Origin of the sequence: Haladaptatus sp. ZSTT2, assembly GCF_037081775.1 — an archaeon.
In the GTDB taxonomy this organism is placed as follows: domain Archaea; phylum Halobacteriota; class Halobacteria; order Halobacteriales; family Halococcaceae; genus QDMS2.
Genome location: NZ_JBAMHQ010000004.1, coordinates 1 through 17,861, shown reverse-complemented (window position 1 = coordinate 17,861; position 17,861 = coordinate 1). Strand labels below are relative to the sequence as shown.

General features: G+C 59.9%; 15 protein-coding genes. 8 read left to right on the top strand and 7 right to left on the bottom strand.

The window, feature by feature from the left end; translation table 11 throughout:
- The first annotated feature begins 35 nt into the window (after window positions 1-35).
- Genes V5N13_RS17030 through V5N13_RS16995 form a run of 8 tightly spaced genes read left to right on the top strand, consistent with a single transcriptional unit; the run spans window position 36 to window position 10,223 of the window.
- Window positions 36-503, top strand: coding sequence for a hypothetical protein (locus V5N13_RS17030; RefSeq protein WP_336361799.1), 468 nt, complete (start codon window positions 36-38; stop codon window positions 501-503).
- Between the two features lie 2 nt (window positions 504-505).
- The gene (locus V5N13_RS17025) at window positions 506-2,239 is read left to right on the top strand and encodes a hypothetical protein (RefSeq protein ID WP_336361798.1); all 1,734 of its coding nucleotides are present in this window, start codon (window positions 506-508) and stop codon (window positions 2,237-2,239) included.
- Window positions 2,232-3,020: a hypothetical protein gene (locus V5N13_RS17020; protein ID WP_336361797.1), complete on the top strand. Its 789-nt coding sequence runs from the start codon at window positions 2,232-2,234 to the stop codon at window positions 3,018-3,020. The genes V5N13_RS17025 and V5N13_RS17020 overlap by 8 nt, the downstream gene beginning before the upstream one ends.
- Window positions 3,021-4,199 carry a hypothetical protein gene (locus V5N13_RS17015; RefSeq protein ID WP_336361796.1) on the top strand — a complete coding sequence of 393 codons (1,179 nt, stop codon included), beginning with the start codon at window positions 3,021-3,023 and terminating at the stop codon, window positions 4,197-4,199.
- 42 nt (window positions 4,200-4,241) lie between these two features.
- Window positions 4,242-4,562, top strand: a complete 321-nt coding sequence (locus V5N13_RS17010; protein WP_336361795.1) for a hypothetical protein — start codon at window positions 4,242-4,244, stop codon at window positions 4,560-4,562.
- On the top strand, window positions 4,559-8,074 hold the full coding sequence (locus V5N13_RS17005; RefSeq protein WP_336361794.1) for a hypothetical protein: 3,516 nt from the start codon (window positions 4,559-4,561) through the stop codon (window positions 8,072-8,074). The genes V5N13_RS17010 and V5N13_RS17005 overlap by 4 nt, the downstream gene beginning before the upstream one ends.
- The gene (locus tag V5N13_RS17000; protein WP_336361793.1) at window positions 8,074-8,349 is read left to right on the top strand and encodes a hypothetical protein; all 276 of its coding nucleotides are present in this window, start codon (window positions 8,074-8,076) and stop codon (window positions 8,347-8,349) included. The genes V5N13_RS17005 and V5N13_RS17000 overlap by 1 nt, the downstream gene beginning before the upstream one ends.
- Window positions 8,346-10,223, top strand: a complete 1,878-nt coding sequence (locus V5N13_RS16995; protein ID WP_336361792.1) for a minichromosome maintenance protein MCM — start codon at window positions 8,346-8,348, stop codon at window positions 10,221-10,223. Before V5N13_RS17000 ends, V5N13_RS16995 begins: the two co-directional genes overlap by 4 nt.
- A 224-nt stretch (window positions 10,224-10,447) precedes the next feature.
- Here the strand turns inward: V5N13_RS16995 and V5N13_RS16990 are convergent, their stop codons facing one another.
- The 7 genes from V5N13_RS16990 to V5N13_RS16960 form a co-directional block, all read right to left on the bottom strand.
- Window positions 10,448-11,323 (bottom strand): HNH endonuclease, encoded by an 876-nt coding sequence (locus V5N13_RS16990; RefSeq protein WP_336361791.1) that lies wholly within the window; start codon window positions 11,321-11,323, stop codon window positions 10,448-10,450.
- Between the two features lie 2 nt (window positions 11,324-11,325).
- The gene (locus tag V5N13_RS16985) at window positions 11,326-13,245 is read right to left on the bottom strand and encodes an ATP-binding protein (RefSeq protein WP_336361790.1); all 1,920 of its coding nucleotides are present in this window, start codon (window positions 13,243-13,245) and stop codon (window positions 11,326-11,328) included.
- A 795-nt stretch (window positions 13,246-14,040) separates the two neighbouring features.
- Window positions 14,041-15,966, bottom strand: coding sequence for a DUF7845 domain-containing protein (locus V5N13_RS16980; RefSeq protein WP_336361789.1), 1,926 nt, complete (start codon window positions 15,964-15,966; stop codon window positions 14,041-14,043).
- 193 nt (window positions 15,967-16,159) lie between these two features.
- The gene (locus V5N13_RS16975; RefSeq protein WP_336361788.1) at window positions 16,160-16,297 is read right to left on the bottom strand and encodes a hypothetical protein; all 138 of its coding nucleotides are present in this window, start codon (window positions 16,295-16,297) and stop codon (window positions 16,160-16,162) included.
- The gene (locus V5N13_RS16970; protein WP_336361787.1) at window positions 16,294-16,782 is read right to left on the bottom strand and encodes a hypothetical protein; all 489 of its coding nucleotides are present in this window, start codon (window positions 16,780-16,782) and stop codon (window positions 16,294-16,296) included. Before V5N13_RS16970 ends, V5N13_RS16975 begins: the two co-directional genes overlap by 4 nt.
- A complete protein-coding gene (locus tag V5N13_RS16965) occupies window positions 16,779-17,354 on the bottom strand; it encodes a hypothetical protein (RefSeq protein ID WP_336361786.1) in 576 nt (191 codons plus the stop codon). Before V5N13_RS16965 ends, V5N13_RS16970 begins: the two co-directional genes overlap by 4 nt.
- Before the next feature lie 148 nt (window positions 17,355-17,502).
- Window positions 17,503-17,727: a DUF7563 family protein gene (locus V5N13_RS16960; RefSeq protein WP_336361785.1), complete on the bottom strand. Its 225-nt coding sequence runs from the start codon at window positions 17,725-17,727 to the stop codon at window positions 17,503-17,505.
- Between the last annotated feature and the right edge of the window lie 134 nt (window positions 17,728-17,861).

Here is a 17,861-nt window from a genome sequence, read left to right as displayed (position 1 = left end):
CAGACAACGGAACAGAACGCCCGCGAGGTGGGCGTATGAACGTACTTGCGTGGCTTGCTCAGCATTGGCTCTGGGCGGTCGCTGGACTCGTCGTATTCGTCTTTGGCGTCTGGACAGTCCAAGAGTATCAACGCGGAAACACCGGCTACGACGCCGGTATCATCGTCGGCGGCAAAGCCCGGAAATGGACGGGTGGGATTACTGGCTTCTTCGCCGCAGCGAGCGTCGGCCTGCTCGGCGCACTCTGGGAAGCGTCGATGAACCTCTCTGAGTTCGGAAACCTGCTTGGGGAGATCATCGCGTCAGCACCCCAGATGATCGGGGGAATTGTCCTTGGCGGACTCGGCGCGCTCGGTCTTGAAGGGACGGTGGCGCTTTCGGGCGGGCAACTGCTCGGGCTGACGCTCATCATCATGGGTGGCGCGACCATCGTCGCAAATCGCACGAAGAGGGCTCGCAAGCGTGAGGAAGCACGCCAATCGCGTGGGCGGAGGTCGCGATAGTCGTGCGGCGAACTGTCGTTGCGCTTTGCCTCGCGCTCGTGGTCGCTGGTTTATTCGTGCCTGCCGCGGTCGCACAGAGCGACGAGCAGGCGACGACGACAGAGATCAGTCTGCAACAGCTGCAAGCCGGTGGTGAGAAACCCGCCAACGCACCCGACTCAGTCCGTGCGAGTGGGACATATGGCGAGTACGCCGTTCAAACCTTGCCGACTGGCATTTGGGTCCCTGAAGGCGAGGACTCGGGGTTGTGGTCGTTCATGGCCCCTGGTGAGACCGTGAAACGCAACCACCTGCAGTTGCACTCAAAGCGCGGCTACGGCCTCGACGCGAAGAACCTCACCGTTCGCCTTGCCTACTACAAGGTCGATGAGCGGGCGGTGCAAACCGAGAACGGAACGGTCACCCGACAGGTGGCGACGAACGTTTCGACGCAGTCGGTGTCGGCCACCGTGCCCGGCGGCTACTCGCCCCCGATTCGTATCGACCTCAAACCGCACTATGACGGCCCCGTCAACGTCGTGATGTGCGTTCAAGAAGAGAGCGAGTCGAACTGTCTGACGAATCCGACGAAGACGCGATGGCACTTCGTTCACCACTCGTCGAAAGCGGCACAGGGCGTGCAGACGACGTCCGCTGGCGGGCGACTTGCGTGGGCGTTCGCGTTCATCGTACTGCCGTTCAGTGGCTTCACGGCCTCGACGCTGTTCGTTGGTCGGAAGGTCGTGCGGAAAGCGCGTGCGAGCCCGGACATTTCGCTGCTCGTCTGGGTACTCGCGCTCATCGGGATCGTGATTGCGATGTTGCTGTTCTGGGACCAAATCAGCAACACCCTGATTACGGCGCCGTGGGTGCTCGCGATTCTCGGCGGCATCCTGCTCGGGATTCTCGCCGTCGAATGGTTCGGTGACGAGACCTACCTCGCGCTGTTCCTCCGGCTTCGACAGTCGGATGCGACCGACCCGTCCGTACTCGGCGGCGCGACCTCGGACGAGGACGTCGTCGATGTCTCTCCCGCGACCGACGGCGGCTCGACGAAGGTGAATCTGGAACAAGCGCCCGGACGACTCGTTGCAGATGCGTTCGTCCAACGCATGGTGCGCGGGAGCGACGGCACGCGGTCTGCGATTCGAAGCGGGTTCTGGAAGTTCATCGCGCGGTTCCGGGGCGCTCGCGCCGACCTCGAAGCGCAGGGCAACCTGCACACGCGCATCGACGTCGAGGGCGGCCCATACAGCGAACTCTACTTACTCGACCCAGAGACGGACTCACCGGCTGCATACCAGCCTGAGAGCCACTCTATCGAGTTCCCCGAACTCCGCTACAAAGACGACGACGGGACGATGCGGACGAACTGGCGGGCCATTCTCGGCGGCATCGCCGGGCTCAGCGCCTCGTATCTGCTCGGGTCGTTGTTGCTTGATTCGGGCGTGATTGGCCTGCTCGTCGGCGGCGGTATCCTGTTCGTGTGGAAGGTCGCAGCGCCCGTGCCCGGATTCTTCCGGGTGAAGCTCGCGCCCGTGCATTACGGAAACGCGCTGGCGACGATCATCAACCACGCCGACAAGCTTGGTGACGTGAAGTCGTGGGACTCGCTGTTCGAGATGCACCACCGCGAGAAGGCCGCGAACAAGGCCGACAACAAGGCGCTCGCCGGGAAGGCCTCGGCCTCGCAGATGGATGAGATTGCAGAGCGCTACGTCGGAAACCAAGAGCCAGAGGAGGACGACGATGAGTGAGGCCGCGCTTTCGGCGCACAGTCGCGTCGCTGACGCACTCGGTGACGCGCCCCCCGTCAGTGACCGGCCAGCGCTCGCAAAGCTGTCTGCCGACCAAATCAACGTCTTCTCTGCGTTGCTCGATGGCTTCGACGACCGCTGTGCTATCCTCACGTGGATGCAGGCGGTCTCGATTCAGACGCTTGGGCAACTCGACGACGACTGGTTCCCACGCTTGGCGTGCGACGCCGACGTCGTCTCTGCCCTGCTCGGTGCGCCCTGGGGCCCCATCGAGGCGGTCTCGCCCGGACGGATTCGAGAGATTCGCCTCGGTATCGCGGCCAAAGACCTGCTGCCGGCGACGCAGGCGGCGAACCGCGAGTTCCGATGGACAGCCTCAGACTACCACACAGATGAGCAGGGCGAGACTCCTGACCCGACGAAGCAACGCCATCCGGGGATGCGCCCGGGGATGTCGCTGCTCGACGACGCCGGCGCGTGGACGCTGTCGCGCTTGCTCGATGGCTTCGACGAGCCCGAGGCGTTCCTCATCTGGGGCCAGTACGCCGTGAGTGCGACCTACTCCGAACTCGAATCATCGACGATAGAGGATGCGTATTTCGACCTCGAAGTGCGCGCGAGATTGACTGACAAAACGAGCGCCCGCGCAAGGTTCTTCCGCGAGTCGTGGGCGGCTGAGTATCTGCTTCCCGGTTTCAACAAGGCGGCTGCACGGTTGGCCGCTCGCACCACTGAGGTGCCCGAGACGCACGCGACGAAACCAACCACTCCACGAGGATAAATGTCAAATAATGCTACCCCACCGAAGGGGCATGACTGGGGCGAGCGGACCCAGCAGTCCGTCTCGCACACTGCACCGAAATACTGGAAAACAGACGCCTACGAAATCAGACAACGCTACGGCATCCCGCCACTCGACATCTCGGCGTTCGACGCGAAGAATCGCCAGGACGGCCAAATCACCTCGGACGTCTACCCCGATATGGTCGTCCACGAACGAAATCCGACGCTGACGCGCTCACCGAAAGGCACGGACTGCTTCTTCCTCGGAGAGCGTGGCTGCGGGAAGACCACGCTCGCGGGCAACCTCGTCGTGCGCGTCATGGACGACCGCGTGGTCGTCGACGGCGAGGAAGTCGAGGTCGAGCCGAACGACGCGCTCTGGCGCGGCTCGTCGCGCCGGTCGGGCTGGCTGCCCTTCCGAAACTGGACGACGCTGTGGCTGCCAACGCACGCAAGCGTCGAGGCCGCCTGGATGCGCGAAGACGACGACCCCGGCGACGAGCCGATGGACGTCGTCGAGAACGTGGCCGACGTGGTTCGCGACGTTGTCTTCTACGACGACGTGCTCGACCTTGTCAGCAAGCTGGGCGAGCGCACACCTGGGTCGTTCCACGTCATCTACCCCGACCCGAGTTTCTCGGGCTGTGAGGAGTTGACCGCAGAGAGCGACCGCGTGGCGGGTTCGCTCCCGTTCGTTCCTCGCTGGGAGGCCGACGAACAGACGCCCGCGACGCCCGTCGTCGACTGGTGGTTTGCGTTCATGCTCGCTCGCGTCGAGCACGGGCCGTTCCGATTCCAGTCGTTGTTTTTCGACGAAATCGGTGACTGGGTGCCCGAACGCGCAAAGAACGAGAAGGGCCGACGGCTCTACGATAAAATCGGTCTGCTTCGTGGCATCTGGGCGGACTCGCGGCGTGCGCTGTTGTCGATTTACAACTTCGGTCACTACGAGGAGAACGTTCACAACGACATCCGACGCGAGCACAAGTGGCGCGTGCAGATGCCCGATGGTACACCAAACCCGACGAAGGTGCCGCGTTCGACGGTGCCAGTCGGCTTCAAAACCGTGCCGATGCACTCGGACATCATGTCTCGTCGGTCGATTGGCGAGGGCCTCTGCTACACGCAGGCCCAAATGTCGCTGTTTGGGTGGGGTGATATTCCTGGCCTCGACTAGGACGCCAACCGCTGGCTGCGGATTCGCCTCAGCGAGCCGGACGTGCTGCCGCAGCGGACGCAGACCGAGACGCCGTCGCAGAGCTTGGAGTTCGACGACAACGTCTTTGGTGAGTGGCAGAACCAGACTCATCATCGGCTGTATGTGAAAGACCCGGGTGAGGGGTTCATCTCGGTGACGAACCCCGACCTCGACGGCCTCGTCTCGCCGTGGGAGGAACTCACCTTCGACGTTCTCCGCGACCGGGGCGACCACGTCGAGGTCGTGATGAGCGATGAGTCGACGGAAATCGTTGTGGCTCGGATTCCAACCGATTCGAAGCCCCGTCGACCAGGGGCCGAGGGAAGCGAGGTGGGGGCATGAGCCGAAATCTCGCGGAACTTCTCGGAGTTCTGTCATCCCTCCCGCGCGCGTACTCTGAGACTGATATGGAAACACCCCCCGGGCGTGGGCGCAGTGAGGGCCCCGGCCTCTCGCGCGCGCTCGCCTCAATAGCCCTCGCGATGCTCATACTCGTGAGCGCGGTGGGCGCAGGTGCGGGCGTGGCGCTCGCGAGCGCTCCCGGAATGGTCGGCGTTCCAGATTCGAACGTCAAAGCCGACGTGCCGGACCACGCGAAAGAGAAGATGCCGACGGTTGACGACCTCAGAGGTTCGGTGATGTCTTCAAAGCACGCTGAGACGTTGGAGGTGACAATCTCGACGGAAGCCCGAGCGATGGGTCGCCAAGTCGCTTGTAACGGACCTGCAGCCGAGAAGAACCCGCAGTGCTCGAATCCGAAATTTGCGCTTGTACTTTCGGACGATGTGAACGCTGACGGGCGGCAGATTGCAGTGCCAGTCGGGGCAGTCGAGAACTCACTTGGCTATGTGCCGCCTGCTGTGTATGGCGTCCACGAGTCTGGGGATCGGTGGACTGCACCCGTGACGCGACAGGGCGACCTCTTGCTGTTTGACGTTCCCCATTTCTCGACGAACGTCGTCACCTTCAGCGGGGAAATCCAACTGACGGGCTCGCCTGCGGTCGACGGCGCTCAGTACAGCTACACAGTGAGCGACCTGGATGCGGTCGAGAACTTCACGCTGGACGTGACGGGCTCGACGGGCTACAACTGGGATAACTACTCGTCGGTCGAATCAGACGGCGGCACCATTCCGATTGCGGTGGATGGCACGACCTCGCCAACGGGGCCGGGTGGCTCGCCCGAAATCACGCTGACGGGTGTGGGCTCAACGACGTGGGATAACTACACGGCGACCAAAGGAGACGGTGAGAGCATTCCTATCGACGTGGGTGGGAATCTCGACCCAACCGGGCCAGAAGCGGGGAATAATCCAGAAATCACGCTCACCGGCATCGAAACACTCACCGACGAGGATAAATCGGGGACGATAACGGGCGGCGCGACGGCTATCAGCATCGGCGGGAATAGCGACCCAATAGGTCCGAGCTACCAGCCAACCGAGCCGCGACTAAGCGTCACAGCACAGGAAGGCTCCTATAGTCCGTTCTCGTCGCAGACCGGGACGGAATCTGGCTTCGGAAATGGCGACAACATGGAGATTCGCATGGATGTTGGCGCGGATGCCATCTTGACGGATTTCGCTATCGAAGCGGACTGTACGTTCTCCTGTGGCGGTGGCGAGGATTTCGACGTGTTCGTTGTTGAAGGCGCGCCGGATGGGAGTTATTCGGGTGGGACGCAAGTCGGGACAATCACGCTTTCCGGTTCGACAGATTGGACGACGCACACGGTCGACATTTCGGATTATCGGACGACGGGTGGAACGGTCACGATTGAGTTACGGCACGTCTCGGGAGATAGCCTCTACCAAGTGCGCACGGACAACTCACCGTCTGGCACGTGGAGTTCGTTCACCGGGACGGGCACGACCTCGCGGGCGGTGAACGCGAGCGTGACGACGCGACCGGGCGACCTCACAGTGGTTGCTTCGGACGGCACGACGCACAACTTCGGGACTACCGCCATTAATTCGACAACGGTGGTTGATTTCGACCTCTCGAAAGACGCCAGCGACCTCGACTTCCAGTTTTCGGGTGGGTCGGTTGACTGGTATCTGGATATGCGCGAGCGAACGGTGACGAAGGACGTGGGTATCGACCTCGATGGCGATGCGACCGACGAAATCACCCACTCGGGCGTGCTCGACGATGGCGAAACGGCGAGCTATGCCGCGCCACTCTCGACCTCTGATTCGAGCCTCGACATCTCGACGGACAACTCGGACGTGACGGTCGACCTCGTGATGCAGGAAGTGCAGAAAACGAAAGACGTCGGCATCGACCTCGACGGGGACGCAAGCGATGAAATCACGCATTCGGGCGTGCTCGACCCCGGCGAGACCGTCACCTACGACGCGCCGCTCTCACTCGCGGACAACGCGCTCGACATCTCGACCGACAACTCGGACGTGGATGTCGCGCTCGCGATGCGCGAAGTGACCGAGACGACCGACCCGAGCGTCGAGGTCAACGGCAACGTGGTCTCACACTCAGGAACCCTCGCAGACGGCGAGACGGTCTCGCTCAACACGAGCACGAGTTGGGTACGCGAGGGCACCAACCAAATCAACATCTCGGTAACCTCGCCGGGTGGGTCTGCCGCGCCCGGCCAAGTTGGATTCAACTACCGCCACGAGGCCGTCGACAATCAGTCGGTGGCCTACCAGGGCGAGAAATGGAGCGAGCGCTACAACGTGAGCAAGACCTATTCGAGCGACCGGCAGAACGCGACGCTCACCGTTCCATTCGACCAAACCGTCTACTCGATTCGTTCGCTCGAAGTTCGCGCGAACGGCGGCGCGTGGGACCCGCTCACGCCGTCTGAGTATTCGCTCACGGGGACGACGCTCACGGCGCAACTCGGGGAGATTTCGGCAGGCGACACTATCGAGGTGCGTGCGGTTGGGAGCAAAGTGAGTGTAAACAACGGTGCAATAACGGTGACCGACCCGACGCCCGTTGGTGAGTCGCTCGATAGCGGCATCCGCATCGACGACTGGAACAATAATTCGTATATCGCCGTGGGCGGCACCGAAGACGCCCACCGCGTGCATTATCTCTACAACGAAACGTGGAACGGGGACGAGCACACGGTCATCGCGAGTAACGGCGGCCAGCAGCTTGTGTTACCTGCAGCCGAGGTTGGGGGCACCGCGCGGGTGTCGTCGATTCCTGTGAAGGCTGAGCCATTGACGGGCGAGGTCTGGATTTCGGTTTCGTCGCCATCGAGCACGGAACCAACCTTTGAGGTTGCGCCGGGTGCGAACTACGGCGACGACGTCGAGTTCACGCACTTGGCTGCTGACTCGGGAACGAGCTACATTCTCTACTCTGAGAGCGATGGCATCCAACTCGACTCGGCAGAGGCGGGCGAGCCAGCCGTGTTCGAAGGGAGCGACCGAGAGGGCACCCTCGAAATTCGCGCCGACTCGGGCAACTCGACCTCAACCGGCCCCGTCGGAACTGGGCCGGGCGGGTTCATTGGCCAGACGACGAACACCGTCGTCGAGGCGATGCCCGTGATGAATCCCGGCCTGATTGCAGTGCTCGTGCTCGCCATCATCGGATTCGCGGTCGCGTACACCGAACGACGCACGCCTGACGGACTGCCCGTCTACCGGCGACCTATCGTCTTGCTCGCCGTGGGCGTGGCGTTCGTGCTCGGTATCATGTTACTCGCGCCGGATGCGATTCTCGGGCCAGTGCGGACGGCGCTTTCTGCGACCCTTCCATTGGCTGGCATCGCGGGCGTGCTGCTCGTCGCCTACCTCATCTACAGTTGGCGACAGGAGAAAGAGAAGAGAGCGTCTACGCCGCAACAGGTGTTCGAACTCGTCGGGAGGGAGAAGTAGTGTTCGAGCAGGCGATTGCAGACCTACTCTCTCGCCTTGGCGTGCGCGGCGTGAGCGTCTCTCTGCTGTTGGTGTTGGTGTCGCTCGTCGCGTGGTCGGGGCGCGCTCGCACCGCCGGCCACCTAGCTGCCAGCGGCTTGCAGACGGCGCGCACCGTCGTGGTTGTGTTCTTGGGCCTGTTGTTGTTGGGACTCATCTCGATTGACCTCGGGCGCGCTCAAGAGCTTCTTCGGGCGCTGCCAGACGTGCAAACGCTCATCGGGTGGTTCGTATGAGCGACGTCGTTTCGCGGTGCCAGACCGCGTTGCGTGACATCTGCCACGAAGCAATCCTCGACCTGTTCGACGATTACCCTGAGCGGGTTTCGTTGGAAGTGAGTTTTGAGGCGCTCGTCGAGGTCGCGCCCGGGCTCGCAGACGACGTCGTCACCCGGCCTGAGATAATGCTTGACCACTTCGATGCCGCCCTCGCACAGTATCCCGACCCCGATGGCGCGATGAGCCAATCCCATGTGCGGTTCGTCGAACTGCCCGAGGACGTGACGCTGTCGGTGGGTGAGGAGCGTGTCGAGCACAAAGACCGGCTCGTTGCCTTCCAGGGACAAATAACGAAACGCACCGACGTCGGCCCGCTCTTGCAAACGGGAGTTTTCGAGTGCTTGCGCTGCGGTTTGGACTCGAAACTCTCGCAAGGGTTCGGCACGATTCGCGAGCCGTTCGAGTGCATGGGCTGTGACACACAAGGCCCCTTCCGGCTGAACGAGCGGATAAGTGAGTTCGAAGACCACCAGAAGGTTCGCCTGCAGCAGCCACCCGAGGAAGCGGTCGACGGAGCCACGGCGTCGATTGACTGCCACCTGCTCGACGACATCTGCGGTACCATCGAGGGCGGCCAGCGGGTGACGTTGGTCGGTCAGTACGTCGCCTACTCGCACAAGCGACGCGCGCGCTTTCGCAAGCGATTTTTGGTGAATAACGTCATCCCCGAGAACGCAGACCCGCGCGAGGTCGACACGAGCGAGCACGCTGAGGAAATCCAGCGTATCGCGAACACGCCCGACCCGCTCGCGACGTTGGTCGAGTCGTTTGCTCCGGGCCACAAGGGCGACGAACATGTGAAACGCGCTATTGTGTTGCAGATTCTTGGCTCGTGGGCGCGCCACGCCCCGGACGGCACCCTGCATCGCGGCAAGAGCCATATCTTCCTCTTGGGTGATCCGGGCGTCGGGAAGTCGAATCTCTTGGAAGCGGCGGCGCGTCTCTCGCCTCGGTCGGCGCTCACCGACGGGACGGGCTCGTCCGCAGCGGGGCTTACTGCAGCCATCACGAAGGATGATTTCTCTGACGAGCAGTTCTCGATTGAAGCGGGCACGCTGGTGCGGGCGAACAAGGGCGTCGCGGTGGTGGACGAACTCGACAAGGGCGATACGTCCGACCTTGATGCGCTGCACACGGCGCTCGAATCCCAAGAGGTGCGCGTCACGAAAGCCGGGAAGAACGCGATTTTACCGGCGAAGACGGCGTTGCTGGCGGCGGCGAATCCGGTCGGCGGACACTTCGACCCGGCCAACGAGTTCGTCGATGAGGTGGAGTTGCAGTCGCCGTTACTCTCACGGTTCGACTTGATTTTCACGATGCGCGAGGTCGAGGACCGCGAGCATGTGCGGGCGATTGGTAAGCACATGGTTGAGTCGCGTCAGACGTCGGGTGAGTTGGCGCGTGGTGACGACGTGGACGGTTCGAAACTGGATGCAGTTGAGCCCTCTATCGAGCCAGAGGCGTGGCGTGCCTACGTTATCGAGGCGCAGAAGATTCAGCCAGTAATCAAGGACGAGGCGATTCGTGAGCGGCTCATCGAGTGGTTCGCGGATTTGAAGACCGACCTTCCGGCGCGCTACCAGGGCGAGGACGAGGAGGCCGACCTCGACGGGCCTCCGTTGCCGGTGACCGCCCGAATGCTCGATGCGGTGCAGCGGCTTGCTGAGGCGCACGCTCGCGCTCGGTTATCAGGTGAGGTGACGTGGTCAGACGTCGAGGTCGTGACGACGCTCGTCGATAGGTCGTTGGCTGACATCGGTATCGCGCCAGATTCAAACGAAGTATTTGGAACTACAGATGGTGAATTGGAATTCTCAGAACTTGGGATTTAACTTCTTTAACGCCATTCACGCAGCATCACACCTCTAACCCCAGAATTAAGCGATACGTCGGATTATCATGTAACATCCCTCACATGACGTCGAATTCACAGGAATCGTAGGCGAGTGCATAAGCGCTCTCAACGGACTCGAAAACAGTGCAGCAACCCCTTCGAGACTCCACTCCTTCTGATGCGTGCGGCTTCCCTACTGGCACAGACGTTGGAAAAACGTGCTCAGGCGGGTGTGCTTGACCCACGCCCCCGCTTTTGTTCGTTCATCGAGACATAGTCTTCTCCGTTCAGCGAGTTTACGAACTCGAAGCCTTGCGGTAGCCGCGGATGGCGGTCAACGGCCTTGTGGTCCAGAAACACGATCGCCCTATGAGAGATATTGACCGCATACACTTCGAATCCCTCATTCTTCGCGACATCGGGTAACGGCTTCATCAGCTCTATCTGTGCTAATGCCCCGAGGCGCTCGGCGATGTACTCATGCTCCAGTCGATCCGGCTCCTCTCGAGACGCGTTGAGTTTATCTAACGCCCAATCAGACCGGATAATACCTCGTTTCTGTATGCAGGCGATGAGTTGTCGGTCTGTAGGCGGCGGCCGATAGCCCAGGCGGTCTGTAACAATACGGAATTTATCTCCCTGAAGGAAGACATCATCACACCCACCGCAGACAGTCACTAAATTACACGTCTCATGGGGGCGATGAATGGGTTTTGCGTCGCGTTGTGGATAGACGTGGTCTAGGACACGGGTATTGACACGGTCACGTGACACCTTGATCGCTGGGGCATCGAAATTTGCCCCACAGAGGCGGCAAGTGTTCCCATCTCGCTCAAAGGTCGCCTGTCGAGCCTCCCCGGGCGTCTCTTTCGGCGTCAGAATATCGGAGACCATTTTTATTACGTACTGGGCGGCATCGGCGTGCGCACCCATGTCGTCGGTCTCCAAGCGCCAAGTGTCGCCCGTACGCGTTGCTCCGCGAGCGTTGAGGAGTTGGAGTCGCTCCTCGACTGAGCTGTCATGCATTGTCGCGGTCACAGTTCCACCCCCAGCTTGGTTCACGGTGATGTTGAGCTCGAGTGCCTTTTCGGAATCCATAATCACTCAAACGAGAGGCTAAAGCCCAATTCCTTCAGTCGCTTGGCGGCAGTCTCAATACGCTCACCGCGTTCTTGTGCAGTCATATCGTCACTTAGTCCGAACACATTTGTGACCGTCTCGAAGCCTTCAGAGCTGAACTCGAACGACCGCTCCTCGGATTTATTGGTGCCCTTGACGTCAGGCCCATCGGGCCCGTCACCATCACCATCGTCGGGAAGGGGCGGCCGTTCGTCTACAGCGGTGAGGTTCTCGAATTCTGATTCATCACCCGCGAATAACCGGAGGTACGCCTCATAGAGCGGTTCCTTCCACGGTTCGATGCCCGTGTACCGGACCCCCATCCTGGCGTGGTGACGTGCTTCGAATTTCACCTCCTCGATTGTTAAATTGACCTCATCCTCGTCATCGAAGTCCGGGAGGATCGCCATAATGGATTTCGGAGCATTGAGGTACTCAGTCCCCGGTTCGAACTCAGACTTAAACAAGGTCGCCGTCCGGGTCAGGTAGACGTGCTGCTTCTGCTTCCGGAGGGTCGTGTCGTCGTCGTTGAAGTATTCGGCCCGCTGGATGCCGAGTTTTGCGTGCGCCTGGGCCGTGGTCTCGACCTGTTTCACGTCCGGGAACCCGTTTATGGGCTTGTCTGTTACTCTCTGACGGTCGTAATAATCAAGTGGCCCGTCGATTTCGCCATTGTTGGCCGCCTTTTCGTCGTCGGCCGCGAACGCGAGGTAATCCGCTGGGACGTTGCTGAACTTTGCGGCGAAGTACCGGTCAACGAAGTTGTTCAATTTCTCCCAGACTGCGACCATCTTCTCGTCCTCGGGGAAGATACGGTCCTTGGTCGTGTTCCAGGGCAGATCGGCAGCATCAGCCTCCGATTCCAGAGAGACGCACATCTTGAACCGCCCGTGCTGGGCATCGTTGAACGAGGGGAGTCCCCCAGGGACATCATACCCACCCTGCTCATCGGTTCGAGCCTCATGGATGAGCCGGTTCTGAACGTAGAGGTCGGTGCCTGTAGCATTTGTGTCCTTCTCCGCCAGAAGTCCTACGACGAGGCGAATTTTGATTGGAGATTCCAGTTCGAAGTCGACATCATCTGGAGCAATCTGCATGACGAATTCCCGAGGCCAGAGTTCGTCGAAGGCAGGGAACCCCCAGTTGATGCCTTTTGGAGGTGTTAAGGGCTCGCCCTGAAATTCGATGGAGACGTCGAAATTCTCGGTGAAGGGGCTCCCGCCGAGTTGCCGGCGGTAGGTTGATGCGAGACTCTTTCGGATGTCTTCTTCGTGCTCCTCCCAGTCGAATCGGAGGCCTCTGAGTCGAATTTCGGTGGTTCCGGCCTCAATGTCGAACGGTTCGGGGTTGACCGTCCAGTCACTCTCTCTTTTGAGCCATTCTTCAGAAATGGTGAACCCGTAGCCGGGGTTGTTCTTCCCTTTCTGGTCCTGATGCCGCGTTGCGAAGGTGACTTCTTGAGCTAATCGAAGTGTCGCCTTCTTAAGCCCAATACCGTAAGCACCCCGTTGAACACTCCTACCACCGGTTTCACCTGCGCGGGACCCAATCGAAAAGAACACATTCAGGTCCGCCGGTAGGACACCACCTGCATTGTCGCGGATTACGAGTTCCTCTTCGCCCTCGTCTGTCTTACGGTGTTCGACTTCGATTCGCAGCGCTCCCATTCCACCACGAACCCGTTCGAAGGCATCTAGAGAGTTGTCACCGATTTCGTCGAACGACCCTGTTATATCAAGGTCGGCCCGAAGTTGGTCTAACAGCCCTGTCTTTTGTGGAGTCAGGTCTATGGGTTCACTGAAATTGAACCCACTCTCTTCCTCGCCATTACTGACTGTCGGCACTCCATCAATCTCAATACCGTCTCCGTCAATCGATTTACTGATTTCTTCCTCGCTCATAGTAATCGTTTGTACCGACCCTACGACCCCGTTATATAAATAATTGCCGCTAATTTCAATGAAATTGGCCTTATTCTGACTTGTAAAAATTTACGAGCCGGGTTTAGACTTCTTATCTACTAATTAATCCGGGTGAGTAACGAGATATTGGTGGTCTTGTCAGACTATCTCGCAATTATTCCGCGACCAATCATGCTGAATAAGGCCCTGAATTTGGTGGCCTTATTTCGCCAGGCAGTATCCACCCGCAGAGTAGCATGTGATTACTTACCGAATTCTGTGCACAAATATGCAATATATTACCAACAATCATAATTTTTGGGAAGTGACAAGTCAGATCACAACTCGCCTCGAATCTGCTTGGCATCAGCAACAGAACGGCCCCAGCCATTGACTCACTCTGCGCTATTCCCGGTCTATGTGCCAATATACCCTATTGCGATGTGTCTTGCTTTCGCCACTGCTACCAAGTCGATGATGAATACGCGTTGTGGAATCAGCACACTCACCGGAAAAATGATATAGTGATTCTACAGGGAGGGGAGATTGTGGGTACATTTCAACTGCATCAAGTGGAACTACGCTAACCTCTGCGGGGTATTTTTTGTGCCGTGCCTTTAGGCACACACCGTAAGGGGGCTGTCCCGTCCCACGGGAGCGAACGCGACCGTGAGCTGCCGCTGGTCAACGTGGAATGAGATGGATGTTAGAAAACACGGAATTTTGGGGCGAGAATGAGGAAGAAATTACCGCGAGTTTGGAGTGAGGATAGTGTCGCCACTCAGCTGGAGGGCGTCAGGGGGCGGGCCCAATGCGTGCGCCGAAGAGGGTGAGCACGGAATTGCTAAGCACACTGAATGGCCTTGAGTTGCGAAGGTCACCATCCGGGTTGTGCCAGCGAACGAGCGCGTCCGTGAGCGTGAGCACGGCCTTACTACCCGTGCGTTTCGCGGCCGCGTAGCCCTCGCGCATTATGCGCTGGACGTCCGCTCGCGTGAGCGCACCTGAGAGTTCGAACGTGGTCTGGTTATACCGTTCAACAAGTTTGACGCCGTGGGCTCGTACCCAGCGGCCCATTGCGGTATCGTTCGCAAACGCTTCAGCTTCGGCTGCAACTTCAGAAAGCCGGCGTTCAGTGTACTGAGCAGTGCGTTCAAGCGATTGGAAGAGCGAGGAGACCTCGCTACGAATGTACTCATCGACGTACCCGACGACGTTGCCGAAGGTGTCGGCTGCATCACCGAGCTTGCTGATGGTTCGATACACCGTCGAAGTCGAACAACCCGCTTCTTTCGCCACCTCGACGGCACTGCGGCCACCGTCAGCCATCATGCGTGCGACTGAGAGTTCCTTTTCTCCGAGATTTGCACTCAGCAGGGTGTCTCTGGCGACCTGCTGTTCGACCGCTTTGACAGTGTCAAGACCGAGATCGGGAACGAGGATGTCTGGGTCGTGTTCGATGCGTTTGAAGTGATGATCCTCGATGAATGTGTCTGCATGAGCGTGGGTGGGGAGTCCGGCTTCCGAGAGAACGGCGAGAAGCTTCTCATCGAACTCTCTGATGACGTCGTCGAGAGCATGCCAGGGAATGTTGCCATCACCTGAGAGCTTCGCGTAGTTGATTTCGAGTTTCTGGTGGGCGAGCGGGTCGTCTCCGTCGAGTGCCGTAAACTCGCTACGTACCTTTCGTGGGTGATAGACTTTCGCCCGTGCAGTCCACTCGTGGCCAGTGATGAGTCGTCCCCAGTCCTGGCCAGAAAGGACGACGCGGTCGTTGTAGCCCTCGGCTTTTTCACCGTCCCATTTGAACGAGCCGCGACCTCGGTTCTGCATGGATGCTTTCGCGAGGTCGTGGAAGACGCCCTCGTGGCCGGTGAGGGTACGAGTGGCGAAACGGTCGAGTCGAACGTAGCGAGCAAGCGCCCAAGTATTGCAGTACGAGGTGATTTCTCCGTCGTCGTTCTCAACCTGGTCGGCGAGTCTCTCCTCTGAGAAGTACTTCGGATTCACATCGACAACGTCAGCGAAAGCTTGCAGGAGGGGAACGTATTCGTCGGGGTCAACGTTGGCTGATTGAGCCTGTAATGCGACTCCCGGAGGGATTTCAGCTGGGAAACCGAGCGATTTCGTCTCGTCTTTGTGATGGCGAGCGTCCGGGAATCGAGGTGAGACCGTGATAGTGAGTCCACGTTCGGGGGTTTCGACTGCTTCAAGCCGGAATTTGAACTCCATGAAGCGGTCGAAGACGTCCTGGTCGCGACCGGCGATGCCACCCTCCCAGTAGCGAGGCTGGTTTTCGTCGTCATTGACGCGCCAAAGTTCGCCCTGGTGAGTGAAGACAACGTCTTCGTTCAGAATGGTGTCGAGGGCGGTGTTGGTAAGCGCGAAGTACGCCGAAAGCATCGCTTCGCTGGGGGTGGTTGCGTAGTAGGGGTTGTCTGGGTCGTCGAGGAAGAGAAGCCAGCTTTTGAGTTCGTGGGTTGCGGGTCGAATCGTCGAGAAATCAGTGCGTAGCCTACGATTCTCACGCTCTTCGCAGGTGTGGTTTGAGTCTGCTGCAATCCCCTGGTATTCTTCGTGGCAGAATCGGCAAGCCATCTGGCCTGCGGCAGCGATTGGGAGAGACGGTTGTTCGGAGCACTCGTTGGTCTTGTAGTTACCCCCAAAGAGGTACTCCTCTTGCGTCTCTGCGTCTTGGTCTTCGCGTCGAATATCCGCCATCGAGACCTCGTCTCTATCATCGCCTACATGGTGCCGGTCGGTCACGCACCTTCACCCCTGCAGAGTGGGCGATGTTTCGTGAGGCGATTGCAGGCCTCGCAGAGAATCGTGATGACGATATCGCGGTGTCGGTGATTGTGTTTGTGAACTTGGAGTGAACCACAACGCTGGCATTTTCGGAGCTGCCAGACGTTCATCGTCGCTCGACCTCGTCGACCGAGCAGACAGGGTCGGTGCACCGATAAACGCTCACGACCTGGCCGCGGACGTTCGTGGTCTGCTTGAGGTAGGTGAGTTCCCCGCTGCAGTCGTCACACGCGTAGCGGGTCACGGCTTAGCCTCCACGTCCAGTGAGTCGAACACTCGCGACCAGGGGAGTCGTGCGGCGTATTCCGCGTGGTGACTGGCTCCACACGGAGACCAGGTTTCGATGAGTGAATCGACGGTTCGGGCATCAAGGAGTGCGAGTCTCCGAATTGAATCGACGCAGTCGGGGTCGTAGACCGCGAGCACGTACGCACCTTCAGCGGCGAGGAGGCGCTCATGTGAGCGTTCACGTATCCACCAGCGGCCACGTCGCGTGCTCGCGCCGTCAGTCATGCGTGCGCGGCACGCTTTGATCTCTATGGGCGCGCCCTCTCGCAGGACCACTAGCCCGGGAGTGCGCGTCTCTGGGCCGGTCTGCACGCCCTCGGTTGCGACCGCGTCATGCCAGTCAGGCTCGCTCGCTTCGTGCGCAACGTGTTCTAACCCCCAGCGTTCGCACGCGGCTGTCTCAACGGTGAGTCCCCAGTCTGCATTGTCGATGGAACTCACTGGCCATCACGCTCCGGACGCTGGTCGGTTACGTGGGGGTCGACCTGTATCCAGCCGATGAGGGAGTTGATTTGGTTGAGCCAGTGTTCGAGCGCATGACCACACCTAATATTTGAGGGGTAGCGTGCGAGCGTTGGCTTCTCCTCGTTCTCCTGGTCGACGAGTTCGAGTTGTTCATCCAGCACGAGGATGATGAGACGGTTCTCGTCATCTCGTCCGTAGTAGTGGGCGTGGCCGTGGTGGTCGAGGCCGATTCGAGAGACCTGACGGCCACGTCGCGAGAGCCACGGTGGCAGGTCATCGAGTGAGGTGTGTGCTCGTTCTGGGAGATAGTCGGAGAGGTTTTCGACGACAGTGAGATCGTCGTAGCGCTGGGCTTTCTCCGGGTGCAGGAAACGCCAGCATGCGAGGTGGAATGGGCAGTAGGCTTCGTCTCTCCCGAGTCCACCAACGGCGACCCGATAGACGGCGTCTCGGTCGCACGTTCCGATGAATTCGCAGTTGACGTCTGCTTTGTGTTCGACTGGGCCGACATCCGGCTCGAACGCGTCGGGCCGAAGGCCGGTGCTCATTGGCTTCCTCCGTCGAGAAGGTCAGTCGGGAAGGTGCAGCCGCATGGGCTCGCGTGCGCCTTGGACGGGCCTGAGATGGAAGTGGTTTGTATCGCGCGGCCACAGCTCGGGCAGGTTGTGCCCTCGGACGTGCTGTTCTGTCCGGGGGTCATCGTAGGTCCTCCCGGCGGCGGTAGGAGTACTCGTCTGGGTCTGGAACGTGGACGCTGAGGCCTGCGGCGGTGCCTTGTGAGATGCGGATGTAGCTGTCGCAGGCGAAGCAGCGGTGGGCGATATCGTGTTTATCGCCGTAGACGCGGCGGAAGTTCTGGGGGACGTGTTCGTTGCAGTGTTGGCAGCGTCGCTCGTCGCTGAGTGTGAGCGAGAGCGGCATCAGCATCGACCTCCTGTGGCCGTGTGAGGCGTGAATCCGGCGCTATGTGTGGGTTTTGTGGAAGGTTTGGAATCGACGGAGGGTGGCCTATTTAAGCTGAGAAGTGTAAGAAGTTTGCCAAGCCAAAGGAGGGA